Origin of the sequence: Staphylococcus ureilyticus (assembly GCF_025558845.1) — a bacterium.
Lineage (GTDB): Bacteria > Bacillota > Bacilli > Staphylococcales > Staphylococcaceae > Staphylococcus > Staphylococcus ureilyticus.
On the sequence record NZ_CP094825.1, the window covers coordinates 2,040,507 to 2,059,074 of the forward strand.

General features: G+C 32.1%; 17 protein-coding genes. 4 read left to right on the top strand and 13 right to left on the bottom strand.

From position 1 onward, the window contains the following. Positions 1-118: 118 nt before the first annotated feature. Positions 119-460 (top strand): DUF4889 domain-containing protein, encoded by a 342-nt coding sequence (locus MUA21_RS10195; RefSeq protein ID WP_019468837.1) that lies wholly within the window; start codon positions 119-121, stop codon positions 458-460. A 237-nt stretch (positions 461-697) separates the two neighbouring features. Here MUA21_RS10195 and MUA21_RS10200 read toward each other — a convergent pair whose 3' ends face one another. Both MUA21_RS10200 and MUA21_RS10205 read right to left on the bottom strand, forming a co-directional pair. After that, entirely contained in the window at positions 698-1,972 is a 1,275-nt protein-coding gene (locus tag MUA21_RS10200) for a cation:dicarboxylate symporter family transporter (protein ID WP_019468836.1), read from the bottom strand. Positions 1,973-2,447: 475 nt separating this feature from the next. Then, the gene (locus tag MUA21_RS10205; protein WP_019468835.1) at positions 2,448-2,804 is read right to left on the bottom strand and encodes a DUF3139 domain-containing protein; all 357 of its coding nucleotides are present in this window, start codon (positions 2,802-2,804) and stop codon (positions 2,448-2,450) included. A 394-nt stretch (positions 2,805-3,198) separates the two neighbouring features. On the opposite strand from MUA21_RS10205, the gene MUA21_RS10210 reads away from it, so the two are divergent. The 3 genes from MUA21_RS10210 (at position 3,199) to MUA21_RS10220 (ending at position 4,705) form a co-directional block, all read left to right on the top strand. Next, the gene (locus MUA21_RS10210) at positions 3,199-3,639 is read left to right on the top strand and encodes a MarR family winged helix-turn-helix transcriptional regulator (protein ID WP_046207582.1); all 441 of its coding nucleotides are present in this window, start codon (positions 3,199-3,201) and stop codon (positions 3,637-3,639) included. Positions 3,640-3,860: 221 nt separating this feature from the next. Beyond that, positions 3,861-4,232, top strand: coding sequence for an Hsp20 family protein (locus tag MUA21_RS10215; RefSeq protein WP_262561206.1), 372 nt, complete (start codon positions 3,861-3,863; stop codon positions 4,230-4,232). Between the two features lie 41 nt (positions 4,233-4,273). Next, complete coding sequence (locus MUA21_RS10220; RefSeq protein ID WP_019468832.1) at positions 4,274-4,705, top strand: Hsp20/alpha crystallin family protein; 432 nt, start codon at positions 4,274-4,276, stop codon at positions 4,703-4,705. 59 nt (positions 4,706-4,764) lie between these two features. Here the strand turns inward: MUA21_RS10220 and MUA21_RS10225 are convergent, their stop codons facing one another. The 11 genes from MUA21_RS10225 to nirD form a co-directional block, all read right to left on the bottom strand. After that, positions 4,765-5,916 carry a nitrate/nitrite transporter gene (locus tag MUA21_RS10225; RefSeq protein WP_262561207.1) on the bottom strand — a complete coding sequence of 384 codons (1,152 nt, stop codon included), beginning with the start codon at positions 5,914-5,916 and terminating at the stop codon, positions 4,765-4,767. Between the two features lie 676 nt (positions 5,917-6,592). Further along, positions 6,593-7,246, bottom strand: a complete 654-nt coding sequence (nreC, locus tag MUA21_RS10230; protein WP_107525140.1) for a nitrate respiration regulation response regulator NreC — start codon at positions 7,244-7,246, stop codon at positions 6,593-6,595. A gap of 20 nt (positions 7,247-7,266) precedes the next feature. Beyond that, complete coding sequence (locus tag MUA21_RS10235) at positions 7,267-8,307, bottom strand: sensor histidine kinase (RefSeq protein WP_272884802.1); 1,041 nt, start codon at positions 8,305-8,307, stop codon at positions 7,267-7,269. 3 nt (positions 8,308-8,310) lie between these two features. Then, complete coding sequence (gene nreA, locus MUA21_RS10240) at positions 8,311-8,763, bottom strand: nitrate respiration regulation accessory nitrate sensor NreA (protein ID WP_107525141.1); 453 nt, start codon at positions 8,761-8,763, stop codon at positions 8,311-8,313. 14 nt (positions 8,764-8,777) lie between these two features. Continuing rightward, entirely contained in the window at positions 8,778-9,455 is a 678-nt protein-coding gene (gene narI / locus MUA21_RS10245) for a respiratory nitrate reductase subunit gamma (protein ID WP_107525142.1), read from the bottom strand. Further along, positions 9,448-10,023 (bottom strand): nitrate reductase molybdenum cofactor assembly chaperone, encoded by a 576-nt coding sequence (narJ, locus tag MUA21_RS10250; protein ID WP_262561208.1) that lies wholly within the window; start codon positions 10,021-10,023, stop codon positions 9,448-9,450. Before narJ ends, narI begins: the two co-directional genes overlap by 8 nt. Further along, on the bottom strand, positions 10,016-11,584 hold the full coding sequence (gene narH / locus MUA21_RS10255) for a nitrate reductase subunit beta (protein WP_107525144.1): 1,569 nt from the start codon (positions 11,582-11,584) through the stop codon (positions 10,016-10,018). Before narH ends, narJ begins: the two co-directional genes overlap by 8 nt. Further along, a complete protein-coding gene (locus MUA21_RS10260; protein WP_107525145.1) occupies positions 11,574-15,257 on the bottom strand; it encodes a nitrate reductase subunit alpha in 3,684 nt (1,227 codons plus the stop codon). Before MUA21_RS10260 ends, narH begins: the two co-directional genes overlap by 11 nt. A 301-nt stretch (positions 15,258-15,558) precedes the next feature. Further along, positions 15,559-17,102, bottom strand: a protein-coding gene (locus MUA21_RS13365) for an IS3 family transposase (RefSeq protein WP_437129139.1) whose coding sequence is annotated in 2 segments (ribosomal slippage) — positions 15,559-16,425 and positions 16,428-17,102 — 1,542 coding nt in all. Because the reading frame shifts where the segments join, the coding sequence is not laid out codon by codon here. A 218-nt stretch (positions 17,103-17,320) separates the two neighbouring features. Continuing rightward, positions 17,321-18,262 (bottom strand): uroporphyrinogen-III C-methyltransferase, encoded by a 942-nt coding sequence (gene cobA / locus MUA21_RS10275; protein ID WP_107525146.1) that lies wholly within the window; start codon positions 18,260-18,262, stop codon positions 17,321-17,323. After that, the gene (gene nirD, locus MUA21_RS10280; protein WP_107525147.1) at positions 18,253-18,567 is read right to left on the bottom strand and encodes a nitrite reductase small subunit NirD; all 315 of its coding nucleotides are present in this window, start codon (positions 18,565-18,567) and stop codon (positions 18,253-18,255) included. The genes cobA and nirD overlap by 10 nt, the downstream gene beginning before the upstream one ends. Position 18,568: the final 1 nt, after the last annotated feature.

Consider the following 18,568-nt stretch of genomic DNA (forward strand, 5'->3'; position numbering starts at 1 on the left):
AATAAGTACATATTAGCACAATTTAATTTAAAAGTTTTGTCATCGCTTATACTTCAATTGCATTATGCTAAAATATCAGATATAACTGAAGTAAAGATATATAAAGGAGAATCTAATTTTGAAAAATAAAATGTTTGCAATTATTATCAGTGCAGTAATGGTGATTGTAGCTATTGTCTTAGTTATTATGATGGTTTCTGGTGGTCAAAAAGAGACATACTTCGGCTACATGAAAAATAGTACAACTGCTGATAAAGTAGTGAGTGAAAAAGACCATGAAGTAGAGGAAAATGTAAAAATACCTTCTAAATCAGGATTTAATCCTAAAAAAGGTGATTTTGTAAAACTTATTAAATCTGAGGACGAAGACACTTATAGTAAAATGGAAGTCGTTGATCACGATGACATTCCGCATGGTCTAATGATGAAAATTCACGATATGGACATGAAAGGCATGTAAATAAGTAAAACCGCGTCACAAAACAGCCCCATAAGCACTTCTTAGAAGTGAAGTGCTTATGGGGCTGTTTGTTGTTTGTGCCTTAAATAACATTAATTTTGTTTAACCCATCACTTGTTTTCAAAAACATCCTACTGTTGTTGTTTTATAATTAACATAATATAACCGTAATTAACAAAAAAGCACTGAATAGATTTATTTTCTATTCAGTGCAAAATATCAGAATTTTAATTTAGTTTATATCGATTTTAGATAGGCTTGACCTTTCTCTTTGTCATAAGCATTTTCCCATTTTGCAATAACAATGGTAGATAATGCGTTACCTAATACATTTACACAAGTTCGTACCATATCTAATAGTCTATCGACACCGATAATCAATGCCAGTCCTTCAGCTGGTAATCCCATTGTTGTCAATGTTGTAATAAGTACTACAATTGATACTCCTGGTACGCCCGCCATACCTTTTGAAGCAACCATCAAAGTAACCATTAACATGATTTGTTGGCCGATGGACATATCGATGCCATACATCTGAGCAACAAATAAGGCTGCTATTGATTGATATAATGCAGATCCATCAAGGTTAAATGTATATCCAATTGGTACTACAAATGATGTAATATCTTTTGGAGAACCAAAGTTTTCCATTTTTTTCATTATTATTGGTAACACAGATTCAGAACTTGATGTTGAAAATGCTAATACTAGTTCATTTTTTAGTATTTTAATAATAGAGAAAATACTAATACCGCATAATCTAGCTACGATACCAAGTACAACAATAATAAAGAATATCATTGCACCGATAACCACTAATAATAATTTTAATAGTGGTATTAATGCTGAAGCACCAAAAGTCATAATTGTCGTACAAATAAATGCGAATACGCCAATAGGTGCTAATTTCAATATTTTATTAATCATCCAAAACACAGCTTCTAATGAACCACTTAAAACCGCTTTTACAGGTTCTGCTTTTTTACCAATTGCTGATAATGCAACACCAAAAAACACTGCAAAGAAAATGATTGGTAGTAATTCACCTGAAGTCAAAGCCTCAAAAAGATTTTGAGGCACAATGTTTACAATTGTATCGATAAAGTGATTTCCATATGTAGAAGATTCGGCAGCTTTTGCCGAGGATTCATATGTTGAAATATCACCTTTGGGTAATTTATCTGGATCTAAACCTTTCCCTGGTTTAAATATATTCGCAAAAAGTATACCTAGTCCTATAGCTATTGTTGTTATAATTTCAAAATATAAGATTGTTTTAAAACCGTAACGTCCCACTGTTTTAGATTCACCTACATTGGATATAGATAATGCTAGTGAACAAAAAACAACTGGAATTACAATCATTTTTATTAAATTCAAGAAGACATCGCCAAAAGGCTTAATGTAATTTGCAATTTCATCGTGCCCATAAAGTAATAGGCCTACGATAACACCTAATACCAAAGCGATAATAACTTGCATTGGTAAACTGATTCTTCTTATAATTGCCATGATGTTTCTCCCCTTTTTCTGACATTGCTTAATTATATCAAAATAATTTTTATATAGATATAAATTTTTTCGGTAAAAAGAGTTGATATTACACTTAATTTTTATTTTTACTCATTATATATATATATAAGTAACATAATTATTTTGACAAATATACAAAATTGGCGTTAAAGACTATGATATCACGCTATGATCGCTTACTAAAAGTTAGATATAATGATATAATCACAAATAAAACCACTACTCTTTTAGTCTATTTTTTATTTGAGTAACATAAGAAATCGGTATGATTTTTATATACATTTCACTTGGAATAGTGCTCAAAATGCTTATGTTTTTTAATTTTTACTAAAGTAATCTATACGATAAAAGCATTCAATAAAAAATGGCTGATGCCATAAATAAATACGGTACCAGCCAACTTTATCTTATTTTGCTTTAATCTATAAAATAATAACATCATTAAAAATAACTTTTAATCTTTAGGTTGATATTTTTCTTTAAAAGCATTATGTTTTGCGCCTTTGACATTTTTCTTAGTTTCTGGATCAAAACCTTGCACCAATATACCTTTATATGTACTAATCGGTTGAACGACATAAGTATGATCTGAATCATCTTTAAATTTAATTTCTTTATAATACAAACCTTTTTTAGCACTATATAATGTTTTCTCTGTTTGGATTTTATCAGTTAGATGAGTTTCATCTAAATAGTTATCAACTAACTCTAAATTTTTGTGACCTTGATAAGTTCTTAAACCAAAGAAAAAAATTACAGCCAAAATTAACGAAATAATTAATAGTCCTAGTATTTTCAAAAACGTCTTCATTATTTATCTCCTTTTAAGTAAAAACAATTATTATACATACTCCATTGTTAATCCTCATACTCTTAAATTCCTAGACTACTTATTAAAATTCATAATATTAATATTATGAACGATAACAAATAAATTATAAAGTATTATTACCTTTTGTAACAAAATGTTCTTAATTTTTCGCTTATGTATAACTGTATATATTATAAAATATACATATATTCTTTATTACTTTTTGAATAATCCGTTCAGGACAATTTCACCTAACTTTAATATGAATGAAATCAATAAAATAACTCAAATAACACTTTCACAACAGTATAAAAATATTATGAATAAAGACACAACTGTTCCTTGACAATGTACGTAGTTCATAATAAGGTTAAATTTCAAAAGGGGTGATTAAATGGAGGACAAATTAAGTTACTTAGAAGAACAACTGTGCTTTCTATTTTATGTTTCATCAAAAGAAATAATAAAAAAATATACTTCATATTTAAAAGAGTATGATTTAACATATACTGGTTATATTGTTATGCTCGCAATTAAAAAAAATGAAAAAATCAACATCAAAACACTTGGACAACGCGTTTATCTTGATTCAGGTACGCTAACACCATTACTAAAAAAATTAGAAAAAAAAGGGTTTGTTAGTAGAACACGTGAGATTGATGATGAACGTAATTTACAAATTGCACTTACCGAACATGGTGCAAAAGTTCAAGATTCATTATCCGGTGTCTCTAGAAAAGTTTTTGGTGAATTTGATATGGATATCGATGAAGCCGTTCACTTAAAAGAGACACTACAAAATTTTGTGAATAAACATTTCACTAAAGAAATTTAATATATTAAGAGGCAAAGAAACGTTTAAAGTGTGTAGTTTATTTATGCTATTTTAAACTTAAACTTGCCTCTTTTTTATTTTTTCTAATTATACTTATGTTAACAATCATTGATACGCCATTTTTGATATGATCGTACATTTAGAATAATCAACGCTCATAGTTTGACTTTCTTTGACTAATGTATTATAATATAAATATAAGGTTAAAGGAGAGGTGAAAAATGATGCAAAACACTCAAAATCTTTCTACAGATATTCTAGAAAATTTATTAACTGAGCATCATGATTTTAAAGTAGATGTATATGAATCAAGTGCTGCATATCAAGTCATGGCTGAACTGCCAGGTTACAGTAAAGAAGATATAGATATTCAATTTGATGAAAAGACATTAACAATCAGTGTTACAAATACTTCTACAACAACTCAAAACCAATATAATTACTTGATTAAAGAGCGCAATTTTAATAATCAAAGTAGACAATTTATATTTAAAAATGTAGATGAACCTAATATTAAAGCAATGCTAAACGATGGTATATTAAATGTTACGTTACCTATTAACCATACAAAAAAACAAATTAATATTGATTAAATCGTAACAAAATAAATTTATTATATAAGGAGAGATGCTTTATGGCATTCAATATGAAACCATTCGATAATTCATTTTTCGATGCAAATCCTAGTGATTTATTCAGAGACTTTGGACGTCAATTTTTCGATCAATTTCCAGGAAGTAATAGCATTAAAACAGATGTCAAAGAACTTGAAGATGCTTACGTAGTAGAAGCAGAATTACCAGGTATGAAAAAAGAAAATATTAATCTTCAATTTGAAAATAATGTTTTAACAATAGAAGGCAAACAATCATTTGAAAATAATAAAGAAGATGAAAATGGACGCATGATTCATCAAGAACGTAGCTTTAGTGATGTAAAACGTCAATATCAATTTGATAATGTTGATGAAAATGGCATTAAAGCTGCTTACGAAAATGGCATGCTAAATGTGACGCTACCTAAAAAAGAGAAAAAAGAGTCTTCTTATAATATTCAAATTGATTAAACATTAAAAGCAACACTTCCTAAAAGTGAAGTGTTGCTTTTTTTATTAAATTTATAGTTTCAGTTTACACTTTTAACCATTCTCGACATTGTTGTTAATGCTATAATTCCAAATATCGCTAGTAATAAAAACGCTAAATGACTGGAACCTGTAACTATTGTGACATAAGAAATAACAATCGGTGGGAAGAATCCCCCCAAACCGCCCATCATAGAAACAATACCATTTGCAGTACCTGCCTCTTTACTAAAATATAAAGGCACAAGTTTAAAAATTAGTCCATTCCCCAAACCTGCACAAACACTAATTAGTAAACAACCTATCGTAAATAATAAAATATGGTTTGAGCATCCTAAAATAATTGCGCCTACAATCATCAATGTAAAATCTATCATCAATAACATTACCGCATTAAACTTATCTCCTAATATACCTCCTAATGGTCTCAAAAATGTTGCAAGTGCAATGAATACACCTGAGCGTAAACCAGCATCCACTTCACTAATACCAAATTGTTGCACTAAATAATTCGGTAAAAATAAACCAAATGCTACAAATGCACCAAAAGTAATGAAATACCAGAATGATAAGTAATATAATTTCGAATCTTTAAATAAACGTTTAGTTTGTTCAACTAAAGGCACCTTTACTTTTTCCTCTTTCGGATCACCAAAAAAGAACATGAAAATAGCAAATATAACGATCACTACTAAATAACTTCTGACCGTCGATTGCCATCCAATCATTGATGCAATTGAAGGAGCTAAAAATGAAGAAATTGCAGTTCCAATATTACCCATGCCATAAATTCCATTTGCTAAACCAACACGCTCTTTAGGAAAATATTTAGGTATTGATGTCACACCAACAGAAAATATCGCACCTCCAACGCCTAAAAAAAATCCTGATGCCATAAGCATTCTTGTCCCTTGAGCCTGACTCAAAAAATAAATTGGAAATAATAAAATGATAAAACTACAGAAAAACACCCATTTAGCTCCTATTATGTTCGTTAAATAACCAAAAGGTACTCTTAATATAGAACCTAAGATCACAGGTATGGCTAAAATAATTGAAAGTTGATTCCCAGTTATATTAATTTCTTGAGATATAAATGGTATTAGTGGTGCAATAATGCTCCACGCCATAAAACCCACAACTAAACTTAAAGATTGTAAAGTTAACTGAAATCCACCACTAGCTTTGTTCATTACATTCACCTACATTTAATTTTTTATCATTAAGCCTAGTATTCTACAAGTGCCTACATCAATATAATTTATTATGAAGTATTAAGAACTAAATTATGAAAGGTAAAACCGGTATAATATACGAAGTTTGTGAAATGTTAATCTTGTAGAATACTGGCTATATAGCTATTGTAAAATCTTTGTGAAATAATAAACATAAGGATTATCCCTTAAGTTCTCTAAAATTTCCCCTATTCTTTTTTAAATGAAAAATTCAACGTGAATTTTATTTGCACAAAAAACTAGAAAAAAGTTAAAGAACATTAGAAGAATACGGACTCATTTACCTAGGTTAATGGATAAATTTCGTATGTAAACGAAGACCAAAATAACCTTTGCTATATTAATCAAAATACTGATTCTAAATCATGTTTACTGATATTATTTATAACGAATTAATAACATACTGACACTAAGCAAAGAATAGATATCAATGTCAAAGTTCAAACCGTATCCACACGCAAGTATGCACGGTAAAAAATACAGTTTAGTCATATAAAAAGGATTAATCCATTAACGATACGGATTAATCCTTTTTCATTAGTTGTTTGATAAAACACTATATCCTAAAAATCTACATAAGTTTATAAATAAATTATGTCTCTATTCTTGTCATTTATTGCTCAAAGTAGCTCGATTAAAAATCAATCAGTTTTTTCTTCATCGCATATTCTACTAATTCTGGTTTTGATTTTAAATCTAATTTTTGCATAATATGTGTTTTATGTGCTTCTACTGTTTTTACAGATACAAACAATTTTTCTGCAATCTCTTTATTACCATAACCTTTGGCAATCAAAGGTAATATTTCAATTTCTCTTTTAGATAAAATTTTAAAAGGATCTGATGTAGCCGCTTCATCATTGGAACTATTACTAATAAATTCATTCACTAAAGAAGTCGTTAATTTCATATCTACATATGTTTCACCTTGATATACAGTTCTTATTGCTAAAATAAGTTGCTCATCTGGAGCATTTTTTAAGATATAACCTTTGGCGCCATTTTTTAATACATGAAATAAGTACTCTTCGTCATCGTACATTGTTAATATTAGAATTTTTGTTTCTGGAAAACTTTCCGCTATTTTATTAGTAGCAATCAATCCTGATTCTCCAGGCGGCATACTCAAATCCATAATTAATACATCTGGTTTATGTTCCATTACTTTTTGATAGGCTTCTAAGCCATCAGCAGCTGTTCCGACAACTTCCATATCATCTTGATAGTTTAGAATCATAGAAAATCCTGTTCTGACTACAGCATGATCATCCGCAATAACTATTCTCAAAGTTTATTCTCCTTACTCCCTTAAATTGGAACTTCCAAAGTCACTATTGTACCTCTTCCAATTTGACTGTCGACATTTACTTCAGCATTTACTAATTCTGCACGTTCATACATACCATAAATACCTAATCCAGTACCTTGTGGCTTATCAGTTTCACTAAATCCTGTACCTCTATCAACGACTTCAGCTATTAACCTATTACGATTATAATGTAAGTCAATTTCAACTTTGTCCACATTAGCATACTTAATTGCATTAAATAATGCTTCTTGTACTACTCGATAAACAACCGTTTCTATTTCATTGTCAAACCGTTGTGCATCTATACTTGAATGATAAATAATCTCCATGCCGTAATTAGATTCAACTTGTTTAAAATATGTTTTGAACGCTGCATCTAATCCTAAATCATCCAAAGATGAAGGCCTCAATTCAACAGAAAGGTTGCGTATATCATCAATGAGTTTGGACATAAGCCCTTCTATATGTTTTGAGTCAGCAACTAAATCTTGTATTTCTTGCTGATATTTTAACAACCTTAACTCAACATCAATATTCAGCATTTCTTGAACAACGCTATCATGTAACTCTCTTGAAATACGTTTTCTTTCATTTTCTTGAGCAGAAATTGTTTTTTGCATCATTTTACGTTGATACATCTTATCATGACGTTCAATTTGCGGAGATACATTTTGCAATGTAAATACTTTGATATCTTTTACCGGATCAATCGTTTGATACGTTGCAGTAAATGGTTCAATCGTACCTCTATTGGTTTTCATAAATACTTGAAAGCTTGTATTACCAACTTCTTCGGCTTCAAGAAAACAATTTTTGCAAGATTGTAAATCAAACTCATTAGTATATCCATCACATCGATTACAAATCATATTAGTCATATCTCGATAGTCCTCATCATTGGAAATGATATCTTTTGCAGCTTGATTCTTAGCAATAACTTTCCCCTTATTATCAACAAACACTATTTTTTCTCTTGTATTATTGAAATACTGCAATAATAATTCAGTCATATCTTCCATTTGATTTACTTGCACGATCATCACCTAATCTTCTTCTTTAAAAATGCCTAAAACATCAGCTATCGAAATGTCACCATGTGCCAAAGGTAATGGATTTCCATCTCTCTGACCTAATAACAAAACACCGTAAACTTGTCTGTTATACCACAAAGGTATAGCCACCATGGCAGTTAGTAATTCAGTTAAAACAATAGGATATTTATGTTTTTCTGAGGGTAATAAAATTTGATTTACGTCTTCAATGATCATGCGTTTACCCGTTTTCATAACATTGCCAGCAAGTCCTTTACCTTTTCTTAAGACGATTAACTTATATCTATTATTTAAATTGCCGGAAACATAATGCCATTTAATCGGTGATACTTGATTTTCTTGCTCATAAAATGCTAAACCTGCAAAGTCAAAACCTTCTCTAGTACGTATTAAATTTAAAGCTGCTTGATAATCAATTTTATTATTTAAAGGCAATGAACCCAATGCATGACCTCCTTTCACACCTTATGTTTACGATAAATGATATAGCTTCTACTCACATATGTTAACGGTACGCTCCACACGTGAACTAGTCGCGTAAATGGCCACAATGCCATAATGGTAAAGCCTAACAACACGTGAATTTTAAATGTTATAGGTACATTAGCCATTAATGTTGCATCAGGTGAAAAGACAAATAAATCTCTAAACCAAATAGATATTGATGCCCGATAATCAAAATCTGGTGTTACTGCATTGGTCACTAAAGTCGCATAACAACCCATGCAAACAATGATTAACAATAAAAAATTCACAATAATATCTGAGGCTGAGCTTAGTTTTCTAATGTTTTTCTGTGTAATGCGTCGTGTGGTTAACAACAGCATACCTATCAATGTTATTATACCAAATATACTACCAATATACACTGCACCAATGTGATATAAGTGGTCATTCACACCTAACATTCGTAACCAAGAGGCAGGTATGATTAAACCAACAAAATGTCCCATTGCTACTGGAATAATTCCCAGGTGAAACATTAAACTTCCCCATTGTAATCTTTTTTTCTCTATGAATTCACTTGATTTTGCAGTCCATGAAAATTTATCGAATTTAAATCTTGCAATATGTCCTAGGAAAAATATAGCAACACATAAATAAGGAAATATAACCCATAAAAATTGGTTAAACATTCGCTTTCACCTCATTTGTTGGCTCAATACATACTTTTAATGTCTCTCTTAACGCTTTAATTAAATAATAATAAGGACTATTTCGTTCTGCTAAATGATTTGCCATAGCATAAGTACCGTCTTCAATAATCATGATGACAAATTCAATGTTTCCTTTTGCTCTTGGATCATTTTGCCATTGTGCCACATATAAAAACTCTAGCATCAATGGTAAAAAATCAGATAGTTCATTGTCTGCCATTTTAAGTCCAAACATTTCATATAAAACTTTCAATTTCGCTAATAATTGTCCTCGTTCTTTTTGTGTATCAAATTTGTTATAAGTCATATACAAAGTGGCATTTTTATTAAAATCAAATGTATTTGAATATAATTGTTGAAATTCTAAAAATGTATACTCATGTACCTGCTGACGATATGTCATAAGATCCTTATAAGCTGGGTGTTGTTTATGAATGATGCTTTCAAAAGTATTAGGATGCAAAGTCATTTTTTTTGGAAATTCCAATTGTTGTGCAAAATACCCCAGTGTTTCTTGAAATGATTTAAACTGTTCTATGTTAATCACGGAATATCCCTCCATAGAAATTATCATTATATATTGCTTGCCCTGACTTTTCAGAAGTCGTTCCTACTGAGACCCCACATCCTTCACAATTTGCACCAAAATACTCTCCACCGTATCCTTGACTACCTTGTGCACGATACGTATCCATATACGCTTCCTTATGTGAAGTTGGAATAACAAATCTGTCTTCATGTTTTGCAATTGCTAATAAACGATACATATCTTTTGTTTGACGTTCAGTCAAACCCAATCTCGCTAATTTATCTTCATCAAAAGGTTTATTTGTCACTTGAGCCCGCATATAACTTCTCATCATGGCCATTTTTTGCAATGCTGCTTTGACCGGTTCTGTTTTTCCAGCGGTAAATAAGCTAGCTAAATACTGTATTGGCAAACGCATTTCTTCTATTGCAGGGAATATCATATCTGGATTTCTATTAGCATCTATAGCAGTTTTACCTTCGAAATAACTCATGATTGGACTCAAAGGTGGACAATACCATACCATAGGCATTGTACGATATTCTGGATGTAACGGAAATGCAAGTTTATATTCAATGGCTAATTTATATATAGGTGAATTTTGAGCTGCTTCTATCCATTCCATAGATACACCATCTTTTTGTGCTTGTTCAATGATACTTTCATCGTATGGATTTAAAAATAAATCTAATTGTTTTTCATATAAATCTTGTTCGTTTTCAGCTGTAGCAGCTTCTTCAACTCTATCCGCGTCATATAACAGAACACCCAAATATCTCATACGTCCAGTACATGTTTCCGAACATACTGTTGGTAATCCCGCTTCAATTCTTGGAAAGCAAAAAGTACATTTCTCTGCTTTATTTGTCTTCCAATTAAAATATACTTTTTTGTATGGACAACCTGTCATGCAGTACCTCCAACCTCTACACGCTTCTTGGTCAACTAACACAATACCATCTTCGTCGCGTTTATACATCGCTCCAGAAGGACATGAGGCAACACAGCTTGGATTCAAGCAATGCTCACATAATCTTGGTAAATACATCATAAAGGTTTGATCAAATTTAAACTTAATGTCCTCTTCAATACGTTGAATATTTGGGTCTTCAGGCCCTGTAACATGACCACCTGCCAAATCATCTTCCCAATTTGGCCCCCATTTTAAATCTAATTTATCACCAGAAATAATGGAATGTGCTTTTGCTACTGGCAAATGATTTCCTGCTTTAGCCTGAGTTAAGTGTTCATAATTATATGTCCATGGTTCATAATAATCTTTAATTACAGGCATATCTGGATTATAGAAAATTTTACCAAGAGCAATTTTTGACCATTTACTACCAGACTTTAGTTCTAATTTACCTTTTTTGTTTAAAAACCAGCCACCTTTGTAATGTTCTTGGTCCTCCCATCTTTTTGGGTAACCAATACCTGGTTTCGTTTCAACATTATTAAACCACATATATTCTGCACCTGGACGGTTTGTCCAGGTACTTTTACAAGTCACACTACACGTATGACATCCTATACATTTATCTAAATTCAATACCATTGCAACTTGTGCTTTAATCTTCAAGCCAGTCAACCTCCTTCAGTTTTCTCACTGCGACGTAAACATCTCTTTGATTTCCTATTGGTCCATAATAATTAAAGTGATAACTGATCTGAGCATAACCCCCAACAAGTTGTGTTGGCTTCAAATGAATGCGTGTAGGTGCATTATGAGAACCACCACGAGTGTCTGTCAGTTGAGATCCAGGTGTCTCAATGTGCTTATCCTGAGCATGATACATAAACATCGTTCCCCTAGGCATACGATGTGATACTACAGCTCTAGCTGTAACTACACCGTTACGGTTATAAACTTCTAGCCATTCATTATCTTGAATATCATGTGCTGCTGCATCCTCAGATGAAATCCATACTGTCGGACCACCTCTGAATAATGTCAACATATGTTGATTATCTTGATAAGTAGAGTGAATATTCCATTTACCATGTGGGGTTAAGTACCGTAAGACAAGCGTACTTTCATCTAACTGCACTTTCTTATCACGTGAACCAAAAACCATCGGCGGTAAAGTCGGCTTATAAACTGGTAGATTTTCCCCAAATTGTTGAAAAATTTCATGATCAATATAATAACTTTGTCTCCCAGTTAGTGTTCTAAAAGGCACTAAACGTTCTATATTCGTAGTAAACGGAGAATACCTTTGTCCATTTTTATTAGAACCAGGAAAAACAGCCGTTGGAATAACTTCTCTTGGTTGTGCGGTGATATTTAAGAACGTTATTTTTTCAGATGCACGTTCACTGGAAATATCTTTAAGTTTCATTCCTGTTTGTCGTTCCAAATCTGCATACGATTTTTGTGATAATTTACCATTTGTAGCTGAAGATAGATTTAATACAACATCTGCAGCACGTCTTGCAGTATCTATTCTAGGAAGCTCATTTCTAATGGAATGTTCATCTTCATCATGCCAAGTACCTACCATGCTTTTTAGTTCTTCATATTGTTCTGCCACAGTATAGCTCACACCATGTGCACCAATCTTAGCTTTTTCTAATAAAGGTCCTACCGTAACGAACTTGTCATAAATTTTTGTATAGTCCCTGTCAACCACTGCAAATCCCGGCATAGTCTTTCCAGGAATTGCCTCTATTTCATTTTTAGTCCAATCTTTCACTTGACCATTTACATTAGAGATTTCTTGTGAAGTATCATGAGCTAGCGGTGTGGTTACAATATCTTTATAGAGCCCGTTTAAATGTGTTTTAGCAGTTTCGGATAAGGATTTACTTAATGTTTTAAAGATATCCCAATCTGAACGAGACTCCCACAAAGGATCAATGGCTGGATTAAATGGATGTACAAAAGGATGCATATCTGTCGAAGATAAATCGTGTTTTTCATACCAAGTTGCTGCTGGCAAGATAATATCCGAATATAACGGGGTAGAAGTCATTCTGAAATCCAATGATACCAGTAAATCTAGTTTGCCTTCAGTATCATCTCTCCATTTGATTGCTTCTGGTTTTGTATCTTCATTTGCTTCTGCCATCAAACCAGATTTAGCACCTAGTAAATGTTTCATAAAATATTCTTGACCTTTTGCTGAGCTTGAAATTAAATTAGAGCGCCATAAAAACAAAGTTTTTGGATGATTTTCTTTAGCGTCTGGGTCTTCAATTGCAAATTTAGTATCTCTTGATTTTACAGATGCTATTGCTCTTTTTAAAATTTCATCGTTATTAAATGATCCATCATCTTTTGCTTCTTCTCCAAATAACAAACTATTTTTATCAAATTGTGGATAAGATGGTAGCCAACCTAATTTGGCTGCTAATACGTTATAATCTGCTGGATGTTGATGCTTGATATTTTCTGCTAAAGGTGACTTAATACTATCTACGTTTGATTCTTCATATTTCCATTGATCCGTAGCAAAATAAAACCAACTTGTACCATTTTGTAAGCGCGGTGGCCCTTGCCAATCTTTAGCAAAAGCTATGGTGTTCCATCCTTCAATCGGTCTACATTTCTCTTGACCTACGTAATGCGCCCAACCACCACCATTAACACCTTGGCATCCGCAGAGTAATACAAGATTCAAAATAGCGCGATATATCGTATCTGAATTAAACCAATGATTTATGCCTGCACCCATAATAATCATTGATTTACCTTGTGTATCGATAGCATTCTGTGCAAACTCTCTTGCAACTTGTACAACAACATTAGCATTCACACTTGTCACTTTTTCTTGCCAAGCAGGTGTGTAATACGAGGACGCATCATTGTATCCTTGTGCTTCTAATCTATGTTCAAAACGTTGTATACCATATTGACTCGTCATCAAATCATACACAGTCGCAATATATTTTTTTTCACCGTTAGCTAATTCAATTTTCTTAGCAGCAATGGGTCTTTCAAAAATGCCATTCCCTTCATTATTGAAATAAGGAAATTGAATTTGTTTGATATCATATTGATCTTCTGCAAGGCTTAGCGCTGGATCAATTTTAAATCCTTGTTCATCTTCTAATTTAAGATTCCATTGTTTATCTTCTTCCCAACGTTGACCCATTGTCCCATTAGGTATGGTTAATTGCTGCTGTGTTTTATCGAAAACAACAGGTTTCCAATCACCATTTGGTGTATCTACCCCTAAATCTTCTGCTCTTAAGAAGCGACCTGCTTTCAAGCCATTGGCATCCTCATCTAACATAATGATGAACGGCATGTCTGTATACTGTTTAGAATAGTTGATAAAATAATCATTGGGCTGATTTACGTAATATTCTTGCAAAATCACATGTGTCATTGCTTGCGCAACTGCTGCATCTGTCCCAGGATGTGGTGCTAACCAATGATCCGCAAACTTTACATTTTCTGCATAATCAGGCGCAACAGAAATGACTTTCGTACCTTTATAACGTACTTCTGTCATAAAATGAGCATCTGGTGTTCTAGTTAATGGCACGTTAGACCCCCACATCATAATGTATGAGGCATTATACCAATCACTTGATTCTGGTACGTCCGTTTGTTCTCCCCAAATCTGCGGAGATGCCGGTGGTAAATCTGCGTACCAATCATAGAAACTAAGCATTTCTCCTCCCAATAAACTAATGAAGCGGGCACCAGAAGCATAACTCAGCATAGACATTGCCGGAATCGGTGTGAATCCTGCTATTCTATCTGGACCAAATTTTTTAATCGTATATATAATTTGAGCCGAGATTAGTTTGGAAACATCTTTCCAGTTCGTTCTTACAAGCCCACCTTTTCCCCGAGCCTGTTTGTATATCTTAGCTTTTTCTTCGTCTTCTACTATAGATGCCCACGCTGCAACCGTATTGTCATCATGCTCTTCTAATGCATCTATCCATAATTCCCATAACTTACCGCGAATATATGGATATCGAATTCTTAAGGGGCTGTATTCATACCAAGAAAATGACGCACCGCGTGGACAACCTCTCGGCTCAAATTCAGGCATATCTGGCCCACAACTTGGATAATCAATTTGCTGATTTTCCCAAGTAATCACTCCATTTTTGACAAACACTTTCCATGAACAAGACCCAGTACAGTTAACACCATGTGTCGTTCTCACTACTTTGTCATGACTCCAACGTTCGCGATACATCTTTTCCCATTCTCTACTTTTACTTTCAAGTACTGACCAATTACCATTGAATTTTTCAGTTGGTTTAAAAAATTTCATACCAAATTTTTTCATTTTATACATCCTCTCAACATCATTACAAATAAGAAATATATTCTATGAACATCTTTGTCGTAATTACTTTTCATTTCTTAGTTAAATTGTACGTTTATTAATCCTTTCTATATATTAGGGATTTACCTAATTGAATATCAAAAAGCCCTAATTATTTCTAAAATTCATTTTAAATATGTAATATGCCATAGTTTATGGTAGATCTTTATTAATATAAAAAAGAACTAATCCACTAAAAATATGAACTGCACCCTGTCAAGTAGACAGTGAAAAAAACAAAATGTTTATGGCTACCTTATATTTACGATATAAGGGTAGCCATTTTTAATGTTATTCTTTCTTGATTAAAAAATTCTATATATGAATTAATTGCTTTTATTGCTGTAGCCTTGTCTTTAAAAATCACTTTTTTTCTTCCTCTAAACAATTCACTTTTAATAGTTCCCCATACACCTTCCATAGGTCCATTATCTATGCAACATCCTGGTCGTGACATACTTTGTTTTATACCAAGTTGCTCTAACGTAACTTTAAATAATCTGCTTGTATATTGATATCCTCTGTCGCTATGCAAGAGTATACCTTCGGTATTCGGCACAAGTTTGACTGCTTTTTTGAGCGTATCTAATACAAATTTATTGTTATTTGAGGTACTTAATTTATGACTGATAATCTGTTTGCTGCCTAAGTCATAAATAGCACTTAAGTAAAGTTTTTTACCATTGCTGAGTTTGAATTCTGTAACGTCAGTTAACCATTTTTTATTTGGGATTTGTTCTTCAAATTTTCTATTTAATATATTATGTGCTGTAATTTCAGGTGTTGTTTTAATATATCGTTTTCTTTTAGGGCGGATAGTAGATTTTAGATTAAGTTGATTCATCAATCTATAGACACGTTTATGATTTACTTTTTGATGTAGTTTAAGTCTTAAATATATGTATATACGACGATATCCATATATGCCTTTGTATTTATTGTAGATATCAACGATATCTTTGATCAATTTTTGGTTTTCAATTTCTTTATTTGATGGTTTGCGATGTAACCATTTATAGTAACTTGAACGTGATATCTTTAATACTGAACATAACCAAGCTATCGGATAAAGGTTTTTAAATGCTTTTACCGTTTGGTATGATGCTTTTTGTCTGATGCCTGTTTCATCAACTTCCTTTCTATTTCTTCTTCCTTTTTTAAAACGTCATTTTCCATTTGAAGAAATTTATTTTTCTCTTTAAGTATCTTAATTTCAGCTTTTAATGCCTCTTCAGGTGTTAATACAGACTGGGGTTTCCCTTTTCCACGTCCATCTTTAAGCCCATCATACCCATGCAAGTTGTACTTTTTTACCCAGTTATATACTTGGCTATAATTGATGTTAAAATGATTTGCTGTTGTCTTATACGATTGACCATGATTCATATAATAATCAACGATTTCCACACGATCTTCAAATGTTAATGATTTATATTTCAATTGATACACCTCGGGTTTTGGAGAATATGTTTTTAATATTTTACCCGATAAATACTTTGAAATCCATTTGTTTACAGTTGAAGTAGTGGGGATATTATATTTAACTACTAAATCAGTTAAAGATAGGCCATCATTTATATATTCGTGCACAACTTTAAGCTTAAATTCATTTGAGTAGGTATTATTTCTCTGAATTGGTAAAAGCACCTTTATTCCATGCTTCTTAAATTTATAATAGTTAATCAATAATGTTCTAGGAGAACAATTTAAATTTAATTTTTGAATTACATTTTTCATACTATATCCTTCTTCATATAAGCTGAAAGCTTTTTGATAAGTTTCAGGTGATAATTTTCTATGAGTCATAAAAAAACTCCCTTCAAAGTTTACATTTTTAAGTGTCTACTTTGAAGGGAGCATATCAAATAATTAACGGATTAGTTCCTTTATTTATGAAAATATTAAAATTTCAATTATATTGGCTTGCTGCTTAAAAGCATGGTTCGAGTCTCATTATATAGTCAAAAATATCAATGACTCTGAATCATTTAAAGATAAACTTTCTAGTACAACAAATTTGATTATTACATTAGTTTAATATGTTCATCAAATAAATATTGTCCTTTAATATCGTTCATAAATTCAATCTGTGTTTTATGGTAAATAGATGTATCTATAGCATCAATCAAACAAAAATGACCTTCACTATAGAGCAATAATGCCTTTTCTAAAGCTATTTGATGTTCACCAGTAATCAAATAACTTTTAGTTTGAGACTGACTTAAACGCGTAACATAAGGTAGTTCAGCCATTAAATTTCCTACTAAAACGACACCTGGCATAAACGAACAACTTTGTGTTTCAATCAATTGGTCAATCGTTGTTAATGTACCTTGGATCAATTGTTCTTTATAAGTAGATACATTATATATCACTACTACTGGATAATCTTTCTTGGTTTGTTGGTATATTTCTCGCATCATCGTTTTTAAATTTCTAATACCCATATAAATGGCTAATGTGCCACCAGATAATAATTTGTCCAATTCTACTTTATCAGTATGCATTTTACAAAAATGTCCCGTCGTATAAGTAACATGTGTCGCAATTTGACGTGCGGTAAGCCCTTGTTTCATGCTTGCAACAGCCGCACTAGCAGAAGTAATACCTGGTACGATTTCGCACTCAATGTTCTGTTTATTTAGCGCTGAGACTTCTTCATGTGTTCTTCCAAAAATAGCTGGATCTCCGCCCTTCAACCTTACAACGCAGTGGTGTGAATAAGCAGCATCAACAAGCAATTTATTGATTTCCTCTTGTTGAATATGTTTATGGTAAGGTTTTTTTCCAACATCAATTATTTCTACACCTGGACTAACCATCTGAATGATAAATGGATTCACAAGGCGATCATATAATATAACATCTGCTTTTCGAATTAAGCGTTCAGCTTTTCTCGTTAATAATTCTGGATTGCCGGGACCCGCACCGATAAGGTATACTTTTCCAACCTTATTCAAATCCATACATACACATCCCCATCCTGCACCTCTGTTCTGTATACCTCAACGCAACCTTCATCTGGCGCTTGTACTAAACCACTATTCAAGTCTATTTTTTGATCATGTAATGGACAAAAAACATAATCACCACTCATTGTCCCTTCTGAAAGTGGACCATCTTTGTGAGGACATCGATTTTGAATGGCATGAATACTACCTTCTTCCGTTAAAAAAACACCAATTTCTTTATTGTGTAATTTAATTTTTTTACCGACTAATGGTGTAAGTGTGTCTATTGATGTTACTTTAATCCTATTTTTGGCGCTCATA